The sequence below is a fragment of the Vibrio sp. SCSIO 43155 genome (assembly GCF_023716605.1).
GTDB classification, from domain to species: Bacteria; Pseudomonadota; Gammaproteobacteria; order Enterobacterales; family Vibrionaceae; genus Vibrio; species Vibrio harveyi.
In genome coordinates this window covers 744,492-765,467 of record NZ_CP071853.1, presented here as the reverse complement: position 1 = coordinate 765,467, position 20,976 = coordinate 744,492, and the positions used below count along the sequence as shown (strand labels likewise).

The 20,976-nt window shown below is 46.9% G+C and carries 1 protein-coding gene; it reads right to left on the bottom strand.

Annotation, left to right across the window (positions count from 1 at the left end; translation table 11 throughout):
* Positions 1-109: 109 nt before the first annotated feature.
* Positions 110-20,887, bottom strand: coding sequence for a retention module-containing protein (locus J4N44_RS20450; protein WP_252045676.1), 20,778 nt, complete (start codon positions 20,885-20,887; stop codon positions 110-112).
* Between the last annotated feature and the right edge of the window lie 89 nt (positions 20,888-20,976).

The window sequence follows — 20,976 nt, the reverse complement described above, 5'->3', positions numbered from 1 at the left end:
CCTGCGAGCAACGGTAATCTACCAGCAGTCAGCGGTCGAACAGCAACAAACTGAACACAAAAAAGCGCGATAACTCTATGAGCTATCGCGCTTTTGCTTTTACACTCGTTTAACCATTGGCAAGAACGTTATTATTCAACAATGACTCAACAATTTCATTAGAGGTTAACCCATTGAAATCAATTGAATCACCTAGATGTTCAACCACGATAGTTTGATGAACATTGGCATCGGTCGTGATGTTCAATGACACAGCCTCTGTTGACGCATCGTAGTCTGCAGAGATATGACTCAACAAATCATCCATATCGATCATTGGGCTACTTAGGTCAGAAATTACTTCGCGTAGGTCGATACTGTCTTCGTTAAGGGTGAAGTCCGTAATGGTATCAATCGCCCCCTCATCTACGGAATCGATTGTCCATTTAAAGATATCACTACCATCGCCACCAGTTAGGATATCGGAACCCAAACCGCCGATAAGGACGTCATCGCCATCACCACCAACGATCAGGTCGTCACCGTCACCACCAGTTAGGCTAATGCCCGTATCGCCACCAGCGAGGTAACTGTCATCCGATGCGCTCGATTGATCAATGTCGTCTCCATCGCTACTAACATCTAAACTAATTTGAACGGGTGATGATTGCGCTTCATCGCCATTAGATTCGGTTGATACCGCCGTTACGGAGATATCGTAACTACCCACATCGATACCGCTGTTTGTATCCGTTGCGACAATTTGCAGTGTATCAATCTCATCACTTGGAACCGTCCATGTTGTGCCATCAAACGTAATGTTTGACGGTGCAATACCACTGGTCACGTTCGCACTCGCGGGTACGCCGGTTAATTCAAGAGATAGCACTTCATCAATATCCGTCAGTGCCGCCATGATACCGACAATGGCTAAACCTTGAGCACTCGCCGTTTGGCTCGCCGCAATTTGACGAATGTAGTTAAACTGAGGGTCAATACCTAATGTCGGAGCGTCAGCTACCGGTGTCACGTTGATAGCAAAGTCCTGGTTTGCCTCTAGCGCCATGCCTGCTGTATTCTCAAAGTAGACGCCATTATCTTCGACTTTGACAGACAACGAGATAGAAGCCGCGTTAACGTTTCCTGCATCCACAAATACACCTTCAGCAGCATCCGTTGCCCCAAGAACGGCATTAATATTGTCAGGCGTCCCCATAAGAATAACTTCACCCGCCATCCCATTTCCAACAGTGACACCACTGCCCGCAGGTGGCTCAACACGAACATCGCCTTCGGTCAAGCTGAGTGTTACTGTCATAATTTCGTTCGCTTGTGCACCTGTAAAATCGATATCACTGACACTGATACCTGTGATTTTCTGCCCATCTGCTTCATTAATGGTATCCGTAACCGATGTTGCCATAATTTGTGGTGCATCATTGGTAGCTTCAACATTAATCACTGCTGTACCAGCGACCGTAATTGGGTCTGGTGAACCATTGGTCGTACCATCGTCGGTGATTTCGTAGGTAAAATTCACATCTCCGAAGAAGTTTGAAGCAGGTTCAAACGTCCATTCCGTTGCGCTCACTTGAGTTAAAACGCCTTCAGTAGGATTAGCGAGAGCAAGGTTACTAATGGTCAGGTTGTCCGATTCAGGATCCGTGGCATTACTTAACAATTCTGTCGCCGTAATTGTCACTGTCCCGCCATCTTCTTCCGCACTGCTCAGCGTCACTTCAGAGGTCACTGGTGCATCATTGACTTCCGTCACCTCAAAGGTTGCGGTTCCTGACGCAGTCTGTGGGTCAGAAGCGCCATTGGTTGTACCATCATCGGTAATGTCGTAAGTCAGATTTACTGTGCCGTTGTAACCTGGCGCTGGTGTAAAAGACCATGTACCCGCAATGCTATCAAAGGTGAGTAAGCCACTACTTGGATCAACCAATTGCACGTTACTTACAGTCAAGGTGTCGTTTTCAATGTCAGATGCGTTAACGAGCAGATCGGCTTGGGTAATTTCGACCGCCGCACTGTCTTCAGCTATGTCAGAGAGCGCAACTTGTGATGTGGTTGGTACATCATTCACTTCCGTTACATTGAATGAAGCGGTGCCATTTACCGACTTAGGATCCAATGCGCCGTCTGTCGTACCATCATCTGTTATCGTGTAAGTGAGCTCGACTGGACCGTTATAATCCGACGCTGGCGTGAACTCCCACTCTCCCGTCACATTATTAAAATTCACGCTACCAGCGTTTGGATCCGCCACCTGCACATTACTTACTGTGAGGTTGTCGTTTTCAATATCCGTCGCGTTCGCAATTAGGTCTGCTTCAGAAATAGAGAATACGCCACTGTCTTCTTCGATATCCGGCAAGGTAACTGGTGTTGTCTCTGGTGTATCATTGACCTCAGTCACTTCGATATTAAAGCTAGTGCTGTTGGTATTGAGTGTGTCATCGACGCCACTGATCACTAGACCTTCGTTACCTTGGTCATCGACAGTAACGCCAACGGTAACGTCACCAAAGAAGTTCAAATCAGGGTTGAACTCTATCAAACCATTGGCAATAGCATTGTTGAGATCAGCCACTGTCCCTTTCAATTCAAGAGTATCAGAGCCATCACCTTGCACAGTTAAGTTGTAAGTAGTGACAAGCGCAGGGTCCAGAACCAACGTACCGCTATCGACCGTCACATCCAATACGTACTCAGCACTCGGATCATCCAAAACGGCATCAACATCCGAAACACTAAAGCCATCAAGGAGTAATGGTGTGTCTTCCGGCGTTTCAACATCTACGGTATTAACGAATTCAGGACGGTCGTTAATCGCCTCAACCTCAACATTCACATCAAATTGCTGTGGAGTGCCTAAGCTTTGGCTTCCATCTAGACCGGTATCCACGGCTTGAACTTTAAACTCAAGCGTACCATTCCAAGAGTTATCGTTACGATCACCCGAATTGAAGACCACTTTATCCAAATCTTGTGCATCGATTTCTAGGACGAATACACCACTGCCTTGGTTCACAAACTGAGTACCATCTGCCAGTGCAATGGTTGCGCCATCTGGCACGTTTGAAATTTCGACGCGAAGTGTTTCTGGGTCATTTTCTTGATACGTTGCACCATCACCAATCGACTCTTTATTGTCGACCACTAGAGCATTTATGTTGATATCGATGTCTTCGCCTTCGTTACCTGACACAAGCGTATCTGGGTTAACGTCGACATCATCACCAATTGGGTCAATCACAACTTTGAAATTACCAGTATGTTCAGTAGGAACTTTAAGTAATTCTTCCTGCGTAAAGACTGTAATTCCGATCTCCGCTTCACCACTGAAGTTTTTCGGCGGTTGAATTTGAATAGCGCTGAGATCAACTGACGTTTGCGTCAAGTCTTTCAACTGAATACTCCACTCTCCGCCGCCATTGTTCTTCACGGTGTAATCAGGAGAATTTGAAGTGACGATAAAGTCAGTCGGTAAACCCGTCAGTTTCAGCGATACAAACTGTTCCGAACCATCATTGTCATTCAGGCTCACTGACACACCAGAGCCTGATTGCGCTAAGGAAATCAACGTATCTTCATCGCCCGTCACCACTATAGGCTGAGTTGGATCGGCACCGCTAATAGTGATGTCATCCACAACAGGAGTGATTTCAAATGACACACTGTCGGTGAAGTTGCGTACGTCCGTATCATCACCCGGGTTTGCCAATGTAGTCTGGTCAATAACTGCAGTATCGGTGATCTCGCCTTCAATATTGATTTGAACTGTATTTTGACCACCACCGACAGGGTAGTTTTCTTTCGGTTTAAACAACACCTCATCAAGTGCACCTGCCGCAATCTCAGCAGCATTAAACTCAATGCTTGTACCAAGTGGATTGCCATTTGCATCAACAAACTCACCCAGTGTTGTATCGGCAACCGTAAGCTTCACGTTAGTGAGTGTTTCTTGTCCTGCTTGAAGGTTGTTACGGTCGTCAGCAAAATCAACGTTCAAATTCAACTGAATCAAGCCATCTTCGTAGCCAACACCATCGTTCGTTGGAACATCGCTATTGAGGTCATTAACTGGTTGTTTGTTAGCATCAAGACCAAGTGTGCCAGTGATGTCGACCGTCACATCCGGAGTGACGTCGCTATCAAGAGGTTGATCAACAGAGGACCCTGGTACGTCTGCAACGGGTAGGATCTGAACAGGAAGTGACTCAAGCGTTGAGTTTTCGTCACCGGACTGCGTGTCAGTCGTTACAAATAGTACTGGTAGGGTAAAGTCTCCCGCCCAGTCTTCTGCCACACGTAGAGTGAGACCGTCCAAACCAGTGATATTTCCACTTGCATCAACCGTCGCTTGGAACACATATTTGCCATTAACAAAGTCGACATCGGTACCACCAATAACAAGACCTGGCGGTACACTTGGAGATGTTGGGTCTATCACTAACGTCAGCACGTCTTCTACTGTATCGCCATTCATAGTGCTGACTTTCGATGCCAACTGAACACCTAAATCAATGACATTGTCTTCGCTACCATCAATTTGGACCGTGTTATCAAGCTCTATATCAGCCGCTACACTAGTTTGAGGCGTGATATCAGTTGGGAACTCCAGTGTGATATCGGTTTGTCGCGTCACGGTTGCGTCGACTTCTGACGCATCTTCACCTAAATCGTTAACTTGAGCATAGATGGTAAGACCAATCGAAGAGATACCACCGTTTGCTCCGTCATCCGTGTTGTCGTTTGGCGTCAAATCTAAGCCAGCAGGCGCAATGATTGAGAAGTTTTCTTCATCGGTAATAGTCCAACGACCACCGCCTTCGTTAGAAGCACCAATAATAACTAATTGATTCAAGATCTCTGGAGAAGTATTACTAAACTGCACCACAAGTTGGGTGACCACTTCATCTGAAGAGTTATCGAACTCCTGATACTTGATAATGTTTGCATCAGCAGAACCACCAGCCGCAGTATTAATAGTGAAATCAATTCGTCCCTGAGTATCGGACTGTACCGTATCAGTAACAGCACCGCCTGTACCTTCAACAAGAAGACGTGTTTGACCTGAAACTGGACCGGTTAAATCTTCTGGCTCAACCACTGGGTTAACTTGAACATTGACCGTGCCATTGATGACCGTTGATGCTATGCCCTCGCCCGGATTACCCGAATCTACGTACTCAGCATCAATTTCCTTCACCGTCACTTGCGTGCTCAAATCGAAGTCTAAACTAGAGTCTTGCTCCAATTGCACCTGAATGTATCCGTCTTGGGTTATTCGCGCCGAGAAATCTTGCTCTGACTCATTGGTTCCCGGCGTCAACGTGATGCTGCCACCTGTTACCGTTTGAGCAACACCACCAACATATACGGTGCTGCCATTCGGGAAGCCACTGATGGTTAGTTCGGCAAAGAATTCGTCCGCATCCGGACTTTGTGTTGCAGTTGGCTCCCAATCGATATTGATGCGAGTATCTTCATTACCTTCAGAGCTCACCACATAGTTGTCTTGAGCATCAATAACTGGTGCCACTTTAACGCGGATCTCACCCGCCACAGAGCGAGTATGACCATCGTTTTCTGTCACGATAGTGGTCGCCGTGATCGTGATATTTTCCGTAGATGAGGTTTCAGGTCGAATCACAATACCTGAATTCACATTTGCGTCCGTAATGTTCGCTTCGTAAATCGGTTCACCAGCACCGTCGTATCCAACAAACGTCAAATCGATGGATGAGCCATCACTATCAAACAGTTCAACACCGTCTGGAATGTTCGACAGAAGAACCGTAATGGTTTCTGAGCTGTCTGCAGGGTTATCCTTCAGTTCTCCGGAAACCACGCTAAATGCAAGATCGACTTGACCATTTTCGTCAATGGTTGCTTCGATACCACGAACGTTACCATCATCAAAAACATTCCAAACCCCTGTTTTATCGTTCAGCTCAATGTCCGGGATATCGGCAACACCTTTGACTGAAACGATCACTGACTGGGTACCTAATGAGCGGATATCCTGCGCGGCGCCAGAAGAAAGTGATGCGTTGTCTTTCACAATACCTTCGACATTGAAAGTGAAGTCTTCATTGCTGTGAATTGGAGGAAGCACCTCAACATCCGCTAGATTCGATTCTGGAATTTCGTAATACAGAACATTGCCACCAGAGTCAGTAACAACGTTGATTTGGCTTGGGTTACCGCTATCAAGCCACACTAAGGTGACACCATCAATTGAGAAGTTATCGATGCGTACAAACAACTCTTCCGAGCCATCTATATCTGCAGAAGGCGTCATCTTAATCACTTCACTGAGTTGAAGTGGATCATGATCTGTCACTGGGTCTACGGTGTCTTGCGTTCTCGCATTGTCCTCAAAAATATTAATGCGGTTAACAGTAAAACTACCGGCATCAGCAACCGGATTCACGTCAATCACAATTTCTTCTGTCACAGAGCGAGCGGTATCTTTACCAGCAAGCGGGTTATTCCCTTCCGTCGTAATCGCTGTCACATCGATTTTGATCTGACCGGAGAAGTTATCTGCAGGATCAACCTGGACTTCACCAATTCGGTTTGCGTCAACAAGATATTTACCACCCACTTCTGGGATAGCGGAACCATCTGAGTACACAAGTGTTGCGCTCGCACCACCTTCAGTAAATACAAACTCATAGGCTATTGCTTCCGGATTACTGTTATCTTGCGTTTCAGCTTCAATGTTTAATGAGACGTTGTTAGCATCCTCATCAACCGTATACGCAAAGTCACTGGTCCCTTTCCACGTAGCAATATCCGCAACAGCATCCACCTCAATATCTAAACGACCATCAACAAAGTGATCTCTTACGCCGTTGTTGAGGATTTCAATACGAATACGAGGGTCAACACCTGCTGCATCTGTTGAAGCATGGCGGTCAGGAACGAAATATAGATTATCGAGTGACACAAGTTCGCCGCTGAACGACTGCTCGACATTCGCACCATCCAAAATAACATTGTTACCGCTAGTCGTTAGCGCCACATAGCTACCAGTAGCACTATCTAGGTAGAAGAAAGTACCTTCGTAACTGTTCGCGTCACGAATAATGATATCGCCTAAACTCTCATTACGATCGATATCATGCAGATCAATGACGAGGTCCACTTTTGCAGGAGTGATATCTAACGTTGACAGGTTGTCTTGTGTATTCGCTGAATCAACACCAGCGACAACACCACCGCGCCCTTGGTCCTCAAACGCGGTTACTGTCGACGTTTTAATTTCAGCATTTCTATCTCTTACCGAAATATCTACATCTGCATCACTTGTATCACCATCACCATCGGTAGCAACAACGTTGACAGTGAAATCAATAGAATCTGTTTCGGTATGATCTAAGTCGTCGTTAGGGCGGAATGTCACACGACCATTAGTGCGAACAATCAAAACACCGATTTCGGCATCGGCACCATCTAATACTTTATGGACTGAGACGGTTTGATTACTACCATTGAGGTCAACTGAGCTGGAGTCAACACCATTCTGCTTGAAGTAAATTCCGGAATTGTCCGCTGAGAAAGAGGTAATTTGCGCACCATCGGCGCCAAGATCATCGTCGCCTTCTACTGGGTCTCTAAACAAGCGAACCGTGCGTCCACTTTGACCTTCAACACGTGAAATCGATGCGTCATATAACGTTGGGACGTCATCGGTTATGGTTACAGGTAAATTAATGCCCGCAGTATCTCCATCCACGTCTGTAGCAAAGACAGGCAGGTCGAGGATTAAAGTGTCTTCACCCTGCACAGAATGGTCAAGGACACCTTCAAGCGTAAACTTGTAAGAGCCGTCTGCATTGAGTACCAAGGTGAACACGGAGCTGCCATTTGGCGTTTGTCCTTGATAGGTGTAGTTATTATTGCTTACCCCAGTTTGTACCAGAGTCACCGCTAACCCACCCGAAGTGACACCAGGAATAGGATTCGAAGTCAGATCAAGCTGATAAGAAACAACCGTATCTGCCCCTTCAACCGTATCAAAATTGCCAGTTGCTTCTAAGCTATCTTTACCCGTTGCTTGAGAGCCATTGGCTAAGTCGTCTTCATCCACGGCAAGCGCATCCGCCGATTTAATTTCTGGAATATCATCCACTATGGTAATCGGTAGATTAAGTGAAGCAGACGTATCACCGTCATAATCGGTGACCGTGATTGGAATATCGATCGTTAGCGTGTTCTCACCTTGAACCACCGCATGATCGAGCGGACCCAATAACTCAAATTGATAACTGTCGTTATTCGCATCGAGTGTCAGCGTGAAGATTTGCGTTGAAGTTCCCACAATGACGGCTTCATAACCTGTCACACCACCGGCAGAAGGCAATGGCTTCAACTCAAGATCTAAACCATTCGAAGTTAGTCCAGATACCACCGCATCAAAATCAGAGATTTGATAACTAACAATCTCATCCGCACCGTCGACAACGTCAAAACCACCATTAAGTACGCGAGAATCACCACTAGTGGTATCCGAGCCTCCTGGCAAGTCATCTTCATCCACTGTTTGTTCGCTTGTGTCCGCGACTTTGATAATCGCCGGGACATCATCCACAACGGTGATCGGTAAGGTAATGTTGTTTGAGACATCACCATCAAAATCGGTCGCATTGACAGGGAAGTTAATCACTAGCGAGTTTTGGTCGCTGCCTGATGGATGGTCCAAAGCCCCCAATAACTCGAATTCATAACTGTCTGCAGAGCCATTAAGCGTCAGTTTAAATACTGTGTCGGTTGTCCCTTGGACGTAAGCACGATACTCAACGACACCGTTAGCATTAGAGAATTCAACCAACTCAAGGGATTGACCTCCTGATTTTAGTCCTGAAACAGGCGATGTTAAGCTATCTAATTGGAAACTCACGATAGAGTCAGCGCCGTCAGTAACATCGAAGTTACCGCCAATAACATTGGATTCAGGCGTGGTATCTGAGCCTTCACTTGGGATGTCATCTTCATCCACTGACAAGATGCTACCAGGACGAATGGCATCAATCGTTGGCTTATCATCCACAATGGTAACAGGCAACGTTGCTGTAATTGTATCGTTATCGCCATCTGTAATTTGAACAGGAAGATTCAATAGTATTTGGTCTGAGTTAACCGCATGATCAAGTTGACCAGACAGTTCGAAGTCGTATTTACCATCTTGGTGGAGTGTTAAGGTAAAGACCGTTGCTCCATTCGCAGTTTGACCAATGTAGACAAGTGCATCTGCCGTTGACGCGCTTGCATCCGGTGAAATGGTGACATCCTCCCCACCCGATTTCAGGTTTGGAACTGGATTTGTGCTCAGATCCAAAACAAACGAATCAATACCATCGGCACTGGTTACTTCAAACTCACCGGATACGGTCAGAGGCTCTTTCGACAAATCTGAACCCAAAGGAAGGTCATCTTCGTCAACTTGCAAGCTATCAATTTGCGTAACGACTGGAACATCATCCACTACCGTAATCGGCAACGTAAACACTGGTGACGTATCGCCATCGTTATCTGTCGCTGTAACAGGAAGGTCAATAACAATGGTGTTTTGCTGATTACCATCTGGATGATCAAGTGGTTTTTGTAGGTCAAACTCATAAGAGTTATCTGTCGCATCTAACGTCAGCTCAAATACCACCTCTGCTGGGTTACCAGCAATGCCTTGGTAAACATTGACCCCATTGAGACTTGAACTCAACACAAGAGAGATAGGCTGACCATCAGACATTAATGACGCAACTGGCGTGGTCAAATCGCTAAGCTGGATAGAGGCGACTTGGTCTGCGCCTTCATTGATATCCAGCGTGCCTGTGATGACAGTATCTTCGGCACTTGCCGCGTCAGTGCCTGCCGGCAAGTCATCTTCATCCACAATCTGCTCGCTGCCAGCCACTACGCCATCAATGATTGGAACATCATCGACAACCGTAATCGGTAGCAGTTGCGTATTAGAAACATCACCATCAAAGTCGGTCGCTTGGATAGGTAAATTGATGACGATCTGGTTTTCTCCGTCCGCATCAGGATGGTCTAGCGCACCAAGCAAATCAAACTGATAGCTGTCATCCGATGCATCAAGCGTAACGCGGAAAATTGGTGTCGTGGTCCCATCAATACGCGCTTCATAAACAGAAACACCGCCTGAATTAGAGACTTCAACCATCACTAGGTCTTGCCCTCCAGACTGCAAACCTTGAACTGGAGAATTTAGATCGGACACCTCATACTCAACGATACTGTCAGAACCATCATTCGCGATAAAGTTACCCGTAATGCTATTCGATTGAGCACCATCAGATCCTATCGTTGGAATGTCATCTTCATCCACTGTTTGCGTGCTGGTATCAACAATACCGCCAAGTGTCGGTTTATCGTCCACAATCGTGACAGGAAGCGTTTCAGATGATGTATCACCATCAAAGTCGGTCGCAATGATCGGGAAGTCAATCTGCAAACTATCACTGTTGGTCGCATGGTCAAGTGGACCTTGCAAGGTGAACGTATAGCTACCGTCAGGCTTAACAACTAATTCAAATACAGCACTACCATTAGCCGTGGCTGTGTAGGTATAACTGCCATCAAGATTAGCGGTCTCAGCAAGTGTTACGTCATTACCTTGAGATTTCAGCCCTGCAACCGGATCTGCCGTCGTATCTAATTGATACTTCACTACGCCGTCAGAACCTTCTGTGGTCGTGAACATGCCTGACATAAAGGCGTCGTCGTTTTGGTCAGAACCAATGGTTGTGATGTCATCTTCATCGACAGTGAGTGCATCAACATCAGTAACGGTTGGCTTGTCGTCCACAATCGTAACAGGAATGGTTGCCGTTGAAGTATCGCCGTCAAAATCCGTAGCGACGATTGGGAAATTGAGGATCAATTCATCACTATTCGGCGCATGGTCAATCGGACCTTGCAACGTGAAGTTATAGCTGCCATCAGTATTAACCGTTAGCGTAAATACTGCATTCACCCCAGCTGTCGCCACATAAGTGAAGCTGCCATCAGGGTTAGCGGTTTCATTGAGAGTAACGTCAACACCTTGCGATTTCAGTCCAGCGACAGGGGTTGCAGAACCATCTAGTTGATAGCTCACCACACCATCTGAGCCTTGAGTCGTCGTAAAGTTGCCATCAATGGAAACCGGATTACTTTGGTCGGAACCGATACTCGCTAGGTCATCTTCGTCCACACTGATTGCATCTACATCAGTAATGTTGGGTTTGTCGTCCACAATCGTAACAGGGATCGTTGCTGTCGAAGTATCGCCATCAAAATCTGTCGCAATGATTGGGAAATTGAGGATCAACTCATCACTGTTTGGCGCATGGTCAATCGGTCCCTGCAACGTAAAGTTATAGCTGCCGTCAGCATTAACGGTAAGCGTAAATACCGCGTTAGCGCCTGCTGTCGCTTCATACGTAAAGCTACCATCTGGGTTTGCAGTTTCCGCTAGTGTCACGTCGACACCTTGCGATTTCAGTCCAGCGACAGGGTTTGCAGAACCATCTAATTGATAGCTCACCACACCATCTGAGCCTTGCGTCGTCGTAAAGTTACCATTGATTGAAATTGGGTCTGAACCATCCGAACCAACACTCGCCAAATCGTCTTCATCGACAGAAATCGCATCGACATCAGTGATGGTTGGCTTATCGTCGACGATGGTGACTGGGATACTTACCGTTGACGTATCACCATCAAAATCGGTCGCAATGATTGGGAAATTGAGGAGCAACTCATCACTGTTTGGTGCATGGTCGATTGGACCTTGCAGCGTAAAGTTATAGCTGCCGTCGGTATTAACGGTAAGCGTGAATACCGCGTTAGCACCAGCTGTCGCTTCATAGGTAAAGCTGCCATCTGGGTTTGCAGTTTCCGCTAGTGTCACGTCGACACCTTGCGATTTTAAACCATCAACTGGTGTTGCAGAGCCATCAAGCTGATAGCTCACCACACCGTCTGAGCCTTGCGTCGTCGTGAAGTTGCCACCAATTGAAATTGGGTCTGAACCATCCGAGCCAATGCTCGCCAAATCGTCTTCATCCACCGAAATCGCATCTACGTCAGTGATGATTGGCTTATCATCGACGATGGTGACTGGGATACTTACCGTTGACGTATCACCATCAAAATCGGTCGCAATGATTGGGAAATTGAGGAGCAACTCATCACTGTTTGGCGCATGGTCGATTGGACCTTGCAGCGTAAAGTTATAGCTGCCATCAGTATTAACGGTAAGCGTGAATACCGCGTTAGCGCCTGCTGTCGCCTCATAGGTAAAGCTACCATCTGGGTTTGTAGTTTCCGCTAGTGTCACGTCGACACCTTGCGATTTCAGACCATCAACCGGTGTTGCAGAGCTGTCTAGTTGGTAACTCACTACTCGGTCTGAGCCTTGCGTCGTCGTAAAGTTGCCATCAATAGAAACCGGATTACTTTGGTCTGAGCCAATACTCGCTAAATCGTCCTCGTCCACACTGATCGCATCAACATCAGTGATGGTTGGCTTATCATCGACGATGGTGACTGGGATACTTACCGTTGACGTATCACCATCAAAATCGGTCGCAATGATTGGGAAGTTAAGGATCAGCTCATCGCTGTTTGGCGCATGGTCGATTGGACCTTGCAGCGTAAAATTGTAGCTGCCATCTGGGTTTACCGTCAGCCTAAAGACCGCACTGTTCCCTGCTGTCGCCTCATACGTAAAGCTGCCATCTGGGTTTGCGGTTTCCGCTAGTGTCACGTCGACACCTTGTGACTTCAAACCATCAACTGGCGTTGCAGAGCCATCAAGCTGATAGCTCACCACTCGGTCTGAGCCTTGCGTCGTCGTGAAGTTACCATCAATGGAAACCGAATTACTTTGGTCTGAACCAATAGTCGCTAAATCGTCCTCGTCCACGCTGATTGCGTCAACGTCAGTAATGGTTGGCTTATCATCCACAATCGTGACTGGAATGGTTGCCGTTGTGCTATCACCGTCAAAATCAGTAGCGATGATTGGGAAATTGAGGATCAATTCATCACTGTTTGGCGCGTGGTCAATTGGGCCTTGTAGCGTGAAGTTATAGCTGCCATCGGTGTTGACCGTTAACGTAAAGACCGCATTGCTCCCAGCGGTCGCTTCATACGTGAAGCTACCATCAGGGTTTGCAGTCTCGTTCAGAACGACGTCGACACCTTGTGATTTCAAACCATCAACTGGTGTTGCAGAGCTGTCTAGTTGGTAACTCACCACGCGATCTGAACCTTGCGTCGTCGTGAAGTTACCATCAATGGAAACCGGATTACTTTGGTCTGAACCGATAGTCGCTAAATCGTCCTCATCCACGCTGATTGCGTCTACATCAGCAATCGTTGGCTTGTCGTCAACAATCGTAACCGTAATCGTTGCCGCTGTGCTATCACCATCAAAATCGGTCGCGATAATTGGGAAATTGAGGATCAACTCATCACTGTTTGCAGCATGGTCAATCGGACCTTGTAACGTGAAGTTATAGCTGCCATCTGGGTTCACCGTCAGAGTGAATACGGGATTTGCCCATGCTGTCGCTTCATAAGTGAAGCTACCGTCTGGGTTAGCCGTTTCGTTTAGACTAACGTCGACTCCTTGCGACTTCAAACCATCGACTGGCGTTGCAGCGCCCTCAAGCTGATAGCTCACCACTCGGTCAGAGCCCTGCGTCGTCGTAAAGTTACCATTGATTGAAATTGGATCTGAACCATCCGAACCAACGCTCGCCAAATCGTCTTCATCGACAGAAATCGCATCGACATCAGTAATGACCGGCTTGTCGTCCACAATCGTGACAGGAATCGTTGCCGTTGTTATATCGCCGTCAAAATCGGTCGCAATAATCGGGAAATTAAGGATCAACTCATCGCTGTTTGGAGCGTGATCGATTGGGCCTTGCAGCGTGAAATTGTAGCTGCCATCGGTGTTGACCTTCAGCGTAAAGACTGCATTTGCGCCTGCTGTCGCTTCATAAGTGAAGCTACCATCTGGGTTTGCCGTTTCATTCAGAACGACGTCGACACCTTGCGATTTCAAACCATCAACTGGTGTTGCAGAGCTGTTTAGTTGGTAGCTCACCACTCGGTCAGAGCCTTGTGTTGTCGTAAAGTTACCATCAATGGAAACCGGATTGCTTTGATCTGAGCCGATAGCCGCTAAATCGTCCTCGTCCACGCTGATTGCGTCAACATCGGTAATGGTTGGCTTATCATCAACGATGGTAACTGGGATGCTGACTGTTGACGTATCCCCATCAAAATCTGTTGCTGTAATTGGGAAGTTAAGAACCAACTCATCACTGTTTGATGCATGGTCGATCGGACCTTGCAGCGTAAAGTTGTAGCTGCCATCAGCGTTGATCGTTAACGTAAAGACCGCATTAGCGCCTGCTGTCGCTTTATAAGTGAAGCTACCATCTGGGTTTGCCGTTTCATTCAGAACGACGTCGACACCTTGCGATTTCAAGCCATCAACTGGTGTTGCAGAGCTATCTAACTGGTAACTCACTACTCGGTCTGAACCTTGCGTCGTCGTAAAGTTACCATTAATGGAAACCGGATTGCTTTGGTCCGAGCCAATACTCGCTAAATCATCTTCATCGACAGAAATCGCATCAACATCAGTAATGGTTGGCTTATCATCAACAATCGTGACTGGGATGCTGACTGTTGACGTATCCCCATCAAAATCTGTTGCTGTAATTGGGAAATTAAGGATCAACTCATCACTGTTTGGTGCATGGTCGATCGGACCTTGCAGCGTAAAGTTGTAGCTGCCATCGGTATTGACCGTTAACGTAAACACCGAGTTAGCACCCGCTGTTGCCTCATAAGTAAAGCTACCATCTGGGTTTGCAGTTTCATTCAGAACGACGTCGATACCTTGCGACTTCAAACCATCAACTGGTGTTGCAGAGCTTTCTAGTTGGTAGCTCACTACTCGGTCTGAGCCCTGTGTGGTAGTGAAGTTTCCGTCAATTGAAACCGGGGCAGAGCCATCTGAACCGATCGGCGCTAAATCATCTTCATCAACAGAAATCGCATCGACATCAGTAATGACCGGCTTGTCGTCCACAATCGTAACTGGGATAGTCGCGATTGTTGTATCACCGTCAAAGTCTGTCGCTATGATTGGAAAGTTGAGGATCAACTCGTCACTGTTTGGAGCGTGATCAATTGGACCTTGCAGGGTGAAGTTGTAGCTACCGTCAGTGTTTACCGTCAGCGTAAAGACCGCGTTAGTGCCTGCTGTCGCTTCATAAGTGAAACTACCGTCTGGATTTGCGGTTTCCGCCAATGTGACATCGACACCTTGCGATTTCAGACCATCGACAGGAGTTGCAGAACCGTCTAACTGGTAGCTCACCACGCGGTCAGAGCCTTGCGTCGTCGTGAAGTTGCCATCAATTGAAACTGGGTCTGTGCCATCTGAACCAATCGTCGCTAAATCATCTTCATCAACAGAAATCGCATCTAAGTCAGTAATGGTTGGCTTGTCGTCTACAATCGTGACAGGAATCGTTGCCGTTGTACTATCACCGTCAAAGTCTGTCGCAATGATTGGGAAGTTGAGGATCAATTCATCGCTGTTTGGCGCATGATCGATTGGTCCCTGCAAGGTAAAGTTATAGCTACCATCGGTATTAACGGTAAGCGTGAATACCGCATTTGCACCCGCTGTCGCTTCATAAGTGAAACTACCATCTGGATTTGCGGTTTCCGCCAATGTTACATCGACACCTTGCGATTTCAGACCATCGACAGGTGTTGCAGAACCGTCAAGCTGGTAGCTCACCACGCGGTCAGAACCTTGTGTCGTCGTGAAGTTACCATCAATTGAAACTGGCTCGGAGCCATCTGAACCAATACTGGCTAAATCATCTTCGTCAACAGAGATCGCATCGGCATCAGTAATGGTTGGCTTGTCATCTACGATGCTAACTGGAATAGTGGCTGTCGAGGTATCGCCGTCAAAATCGGTCGCAATAATTGGAAAATTGAGAGTCAACTCATCACTGTTTGCAGCATGGTCAATCGGACCTTGCAATGTGAAGTTATAGCTGCCATCGGTTTTAACGGTAAGCGTGAATACTGCATTTGCACCCGCAGTTGCCTCATAAGTAAAGCTACCATCTGGGTTTGCAGTTTCCGCCAATGTTACATCGATACCTTGCGATTTCAGACCATCAACTGGCGTGGCAGAACCATCAAGCTGGTAGCTCACCACTCGGTCAGAACCTTGTGTCGTCGTGAAGTTACCATCAATTGAAACTGGCTCGGAGCCATCTGAACCAATACTTACTAAGTCATCTTCGTCAACAGAGAGCGCATCAACGTCAGTAATCGTCGGCTTATCATCCACAATCGTGACTGGGATGCTTAAGGTAGAAGTATCCCCATCAAAATCGGTCGCAATGATTGGGAAGTTAAGGAGTAATTCATCACCGTTTGCCGCGTGATCAATTGGACCTTGCAGGGTGAAGTTATAGCTGCCATCGGTGTTCACCGTCAGCGTAAAGACCGCATTCGCCCCTGCTGTAGCCTCATAAGTGAAACTACCATCTGGATTTGCGGTTTCCGCCAATGTTACATCGACACCTTGCGATTTCAGACCATCGACAGGAGTTGCAGAACCGTCTAACTGATAGCTCACCACGCGGTCAGAGCCTTGTGTCGTCGTGAAGTTACCATCAATTGAAACTGGTTCGGAGCCATCTGAGCCGATACTTGCTAGGTCATCTTCGTCAACAGAGATCGCCTCAACATCAGTAATGGTCGGCTTATCATCCACAATCGTGACTGGGATGCTTACCGTTGACGTATCACCATCAAAATCGGTCGCCGTAATTGGGAAATTGAGAACCAACTCATCGCTGTTTGCAGCATGGTCAATCGGACCTTGCAGGGTGAAGTTATAACTGCCATCGGTCTTAACGGTAAGCGTGAATACTGCATTTGCACCCGCTGTCGCCTCGTATGTGAAGCTGCCATCTGGGTTCGCAGTTTCCACCAATGTCACGTCGACACCTTGCGATTTCAGACCGTCAACTGGCGTTGCAGAACCATCAAGCTGGTAGCTAACCACTCGGTCGGAACCTTGTGTCGTCGTGAAGTTACCATCAATTGAAACTGGTTCGGAGCCATCTGAGCCGATACTTGCTAGGTCATCTTCATCGACAGAAATCGCATCTACGTCTGTGATTATTGGTTTATCATCGATGATAGTCACTGGAATGCTTACGGTTGACGTATCACCATCAAAATCGGTCGCCGTAATTGGGAAATTGAGAACCAACTCATCGCTATTTGGCGCGTGGTCAATTGGACCTTGTAGCGTAAAATTGTAGCTGCCATCTGGGTTCACCGTCAGAGTGAATACGGGATTTGCCCCAGCTGTCGCTTCATAAGTAAAGCTACCGTCTGGATTAGCCGTTTCGTTTAGACTGACGTCGACTCCTTGCGACTTCAAACCATCGACTGGCGTTGCAGCACTATCTAATTGATAACTTACTACTCGGTCGGAACCTTGTGTTGTCGTAAAGTTACCATCAATTGAAACTGGATTGCTTTGGTCTGAGCCGGTACTCGCTAAATCACCTTCATCGACAGAGATCGCATCTACATCAGTAATCGTCGGCTTGTCATCCACAATCGTTACTGGAATGGTTGCCGTTGTACTATCACCGTCAAAGTCTGTCGCAATGATTGGGAAGTTGAGGATCAACTCATCACTGTTTGGCGCATGATCGATTGGACCTTGCAGCGTGAAGTTGTAGCTACCATCGGTATTAACGGTAAGCGTGAATAAAGCGTTAGCACCTGCTGTCGCTTCATACGTAAAGCTACCATCTGGGTTTGCTGTTTCACTCAGAGTGACGTCAACACCTTGCGACTTCAAACCATCAACTGGCGTTGCAGCGCTATCTAATTGATAACTTACTACTCGGTCAGAACCTTGTGTCGTCGTGAAATTGCCATCAATGGAAATTGGATTGCTTTGGTCTGAGCCGATACTCGCTAGGTCATCTTCATCGACAGAAAGCGCAACGACGTCGGCAATGGTCGGCTGATCATCTACGATGGTAACCGGAATTGTTGCTGTAGAGGTATCGCCATCGAAGTCTGTCGCAATGATTGGGAAATTGAGGATCAGCTCATCACTGTTCGGAGCATGGTCGATTGGACCTTGCAGCGTGAAGTTGTAGCTACCATCGGTGTTTACCGTCAGCGTAAAGACCGCATTTGCACCCGCTGTCGCTTCATAAGTGAAACTACCATCTGAGTTCGCTGTTTCCGCTAACGTCACATCAACACCTTGTGATTTCAAACCATCGACTGGCGTTGCAGAATTATCGAGCTGGTAACTCACCACTCGGTCAGAACCTTGTGTTGTAGTGAAGTTGCCATCGATAGAAACCGGATTACTTTGGTCTGAGCCAATACTTGCTAAATCATCTTCATCGACAGAGATGGCATCGGCATCAGTAATCGTTGGCTTGTCGTCTACAATCGTGACAGGAATCGTTGCCGTCGAGGTATCGCCATCAAAATCTGTCGCTATAACTGGGAAATTGAGGAGCAATTCATCACTGTTTGGCGCGTGGTCAATTGGACCTTGTAGCGTGAAGTTATAACTGCCATCGGTGTTGACCGTTAACGTAAAGACCGCATTGGTCCCAGCGGTCGCTTCATACGTGAAGCTGCCATCAGGGTTGGCAGTCTCGTTCAGAACGACGTCGACACCTTGTGATTTCAAACCATCAACTGGCGTCGCAGATCCATCAAGCTGGTAGCTCACCACTCGGTCGGAGCCTTGTGTCGTCGTGAAGTTACCACCAACTGAAATTGGTTCGGAGCCATCTGAACCAATTGACGCTAAATCATCTTCATCAACTGACAAGGCAACTACATCATCAATCGTAGGTGTGTCATCTTGGACTTGAATGACAATCTGAGCAGCTTCAGGTGTATTCGAGCCAGCGGTAATAGATGAGCGGTCTCCGTCGGCGTCCACTGCATAGACTGGCAAAGAAAACGTTAGAGAATCATTATTACTACCAGTGTGATCCAACTGTTCATATAGATTAAACTGGTATTCACCAAGATCCGGAGAGTCAACCGTCACATCAAAGACCGTGATGCGATTACCACCCAGTTCGATATACCCTTCATAAGTACGAACGCCATTGCTCTCGGAGGTTTGTTCCAGTTGAACAACTTGCCCTTGAGATTGCAGCTCTCCAGAGTTATTAAATTCGCTCGGTTCTAATTCATAATGGTCGACAATGTCACTGCCAACAGAAGTCGTAATAGATCCAGCACCACTGGTAATCACAGCCCCTTCTTGAGAGCCTTGATCTACGCCCGCTTCGTCTAAAGATAGCCCTGTCACGTTTTCGATAACTGGATTGTTGCCATCAGAAATGGTCAGGCTGAAAGTATTAGCAGTGATGTCCTGGTCAAAATCAACAATAGTGGTAGGCAGGGAAAGCACAATGGTATCGTCGGCATTACTCTGCTCTAGCGGTTTGAACTGCTCGAATTGATACGTACCATCTGTGTTGAGACTTATCGATAAAACCGTTTCGTTAGAACCGGCGATAGATAAAATAATGGTGCTACCGTCATCGGATAGTGTTACTTCTGTTGCTTGGTTGTCACTAAGCAAACCATTAAACTGGCTCAAGCCTTCTTGGTTAAAAGAGACAGAAGATAGTTGATCACTGCCAATATCGACAAAGCTCCCTGTAATAGGTGTTGAAGAAGACTCAACATTTTCAAACGCGATGTCTTGCGAACTTGGGTTATCACCATCAATCACAGTGGTTGTAAAATCCACTGGAGCTAGAATACTGTTACCACCTACATCTGCACCCGTAATATCAAATGCAATGCTAATTTGGTCGCCAGCGATGGAGACTTGTCCATCCGCTATCGAAGGTAAATGATCAATACCTTGGCTAATTGTCGTGGTGACTTCAAGTTCTGCATCTAAACCTAACGACGTTGCATCAATTTCAATACGAAGAACTTCGTTACTACCTTGAGTACCGATGATCGCATTTTGGTTTTCATCATAGACAAATGAAACGGCAACACCACCGGAAGTGATATCCGCGTTTAACTCTGCCAGTAAAGATGCAAGAGATGCGGCTTCAGGTACAAAGGAGTCTGTATCAAGTGCGAGATCAGCGGCGCCAACCACCACAGTTGAAGAAATAGTTTGAGGGTAAGTAGAGAGAGAAATAGAGCCTTCTGTTACTTGAGAAGACAGCGTTTGACCGCCATCAGCAAAGATGGTGACATTAATGCCATCCAAATCTTCATCAGTTTCAGTGTCGGTTGTTGGAGCGGAGGTTTCAAAAAAGGTCGAAGCAAGAATTTCAGGGTTATTGTATTCAATGGTGACAAAACCCGCATTTGCCGATCCCGCACCGCCACCACCACCTGGACCAGCAGCAGTAGCTTCAAGAATAGCCGTTGGGTCGGCGCCTTCTAAAATAGCTTGTTGAATCGCAGCGACATCTTCTTCACCGAATTCAGCATTACCAGTTGCGGTTGGGTCAACGTTAACCTTGCCATCAACAGGCGCAACGACAAGCGCATCACTAGAGTCTTGTTCAGGGCTTGAGGTTGGTATGCAAGCAACACAATTCTCATCAACGAGATAAAGTGCCCCCTCAGCAATAACCTCCAGAGCAGCACCATTTTCCGTGATGACCACCTCATCAGGAAATAAAACATCCCCAACTTTTACTTCTCTAACATTCCCTTCTGGGGTTAAAGCGTAAACACTACCTTTGACAGCATCAACAACTACTTCCTGCGGCACAGTTTGTGTACTCATCTGACCCCCGCTCATTGCCTAACGTCTTTACGAAAGACCTTTATAAATTATTTTAGTTTATCGAAATGTGATGCGCATTAGCTCACAAT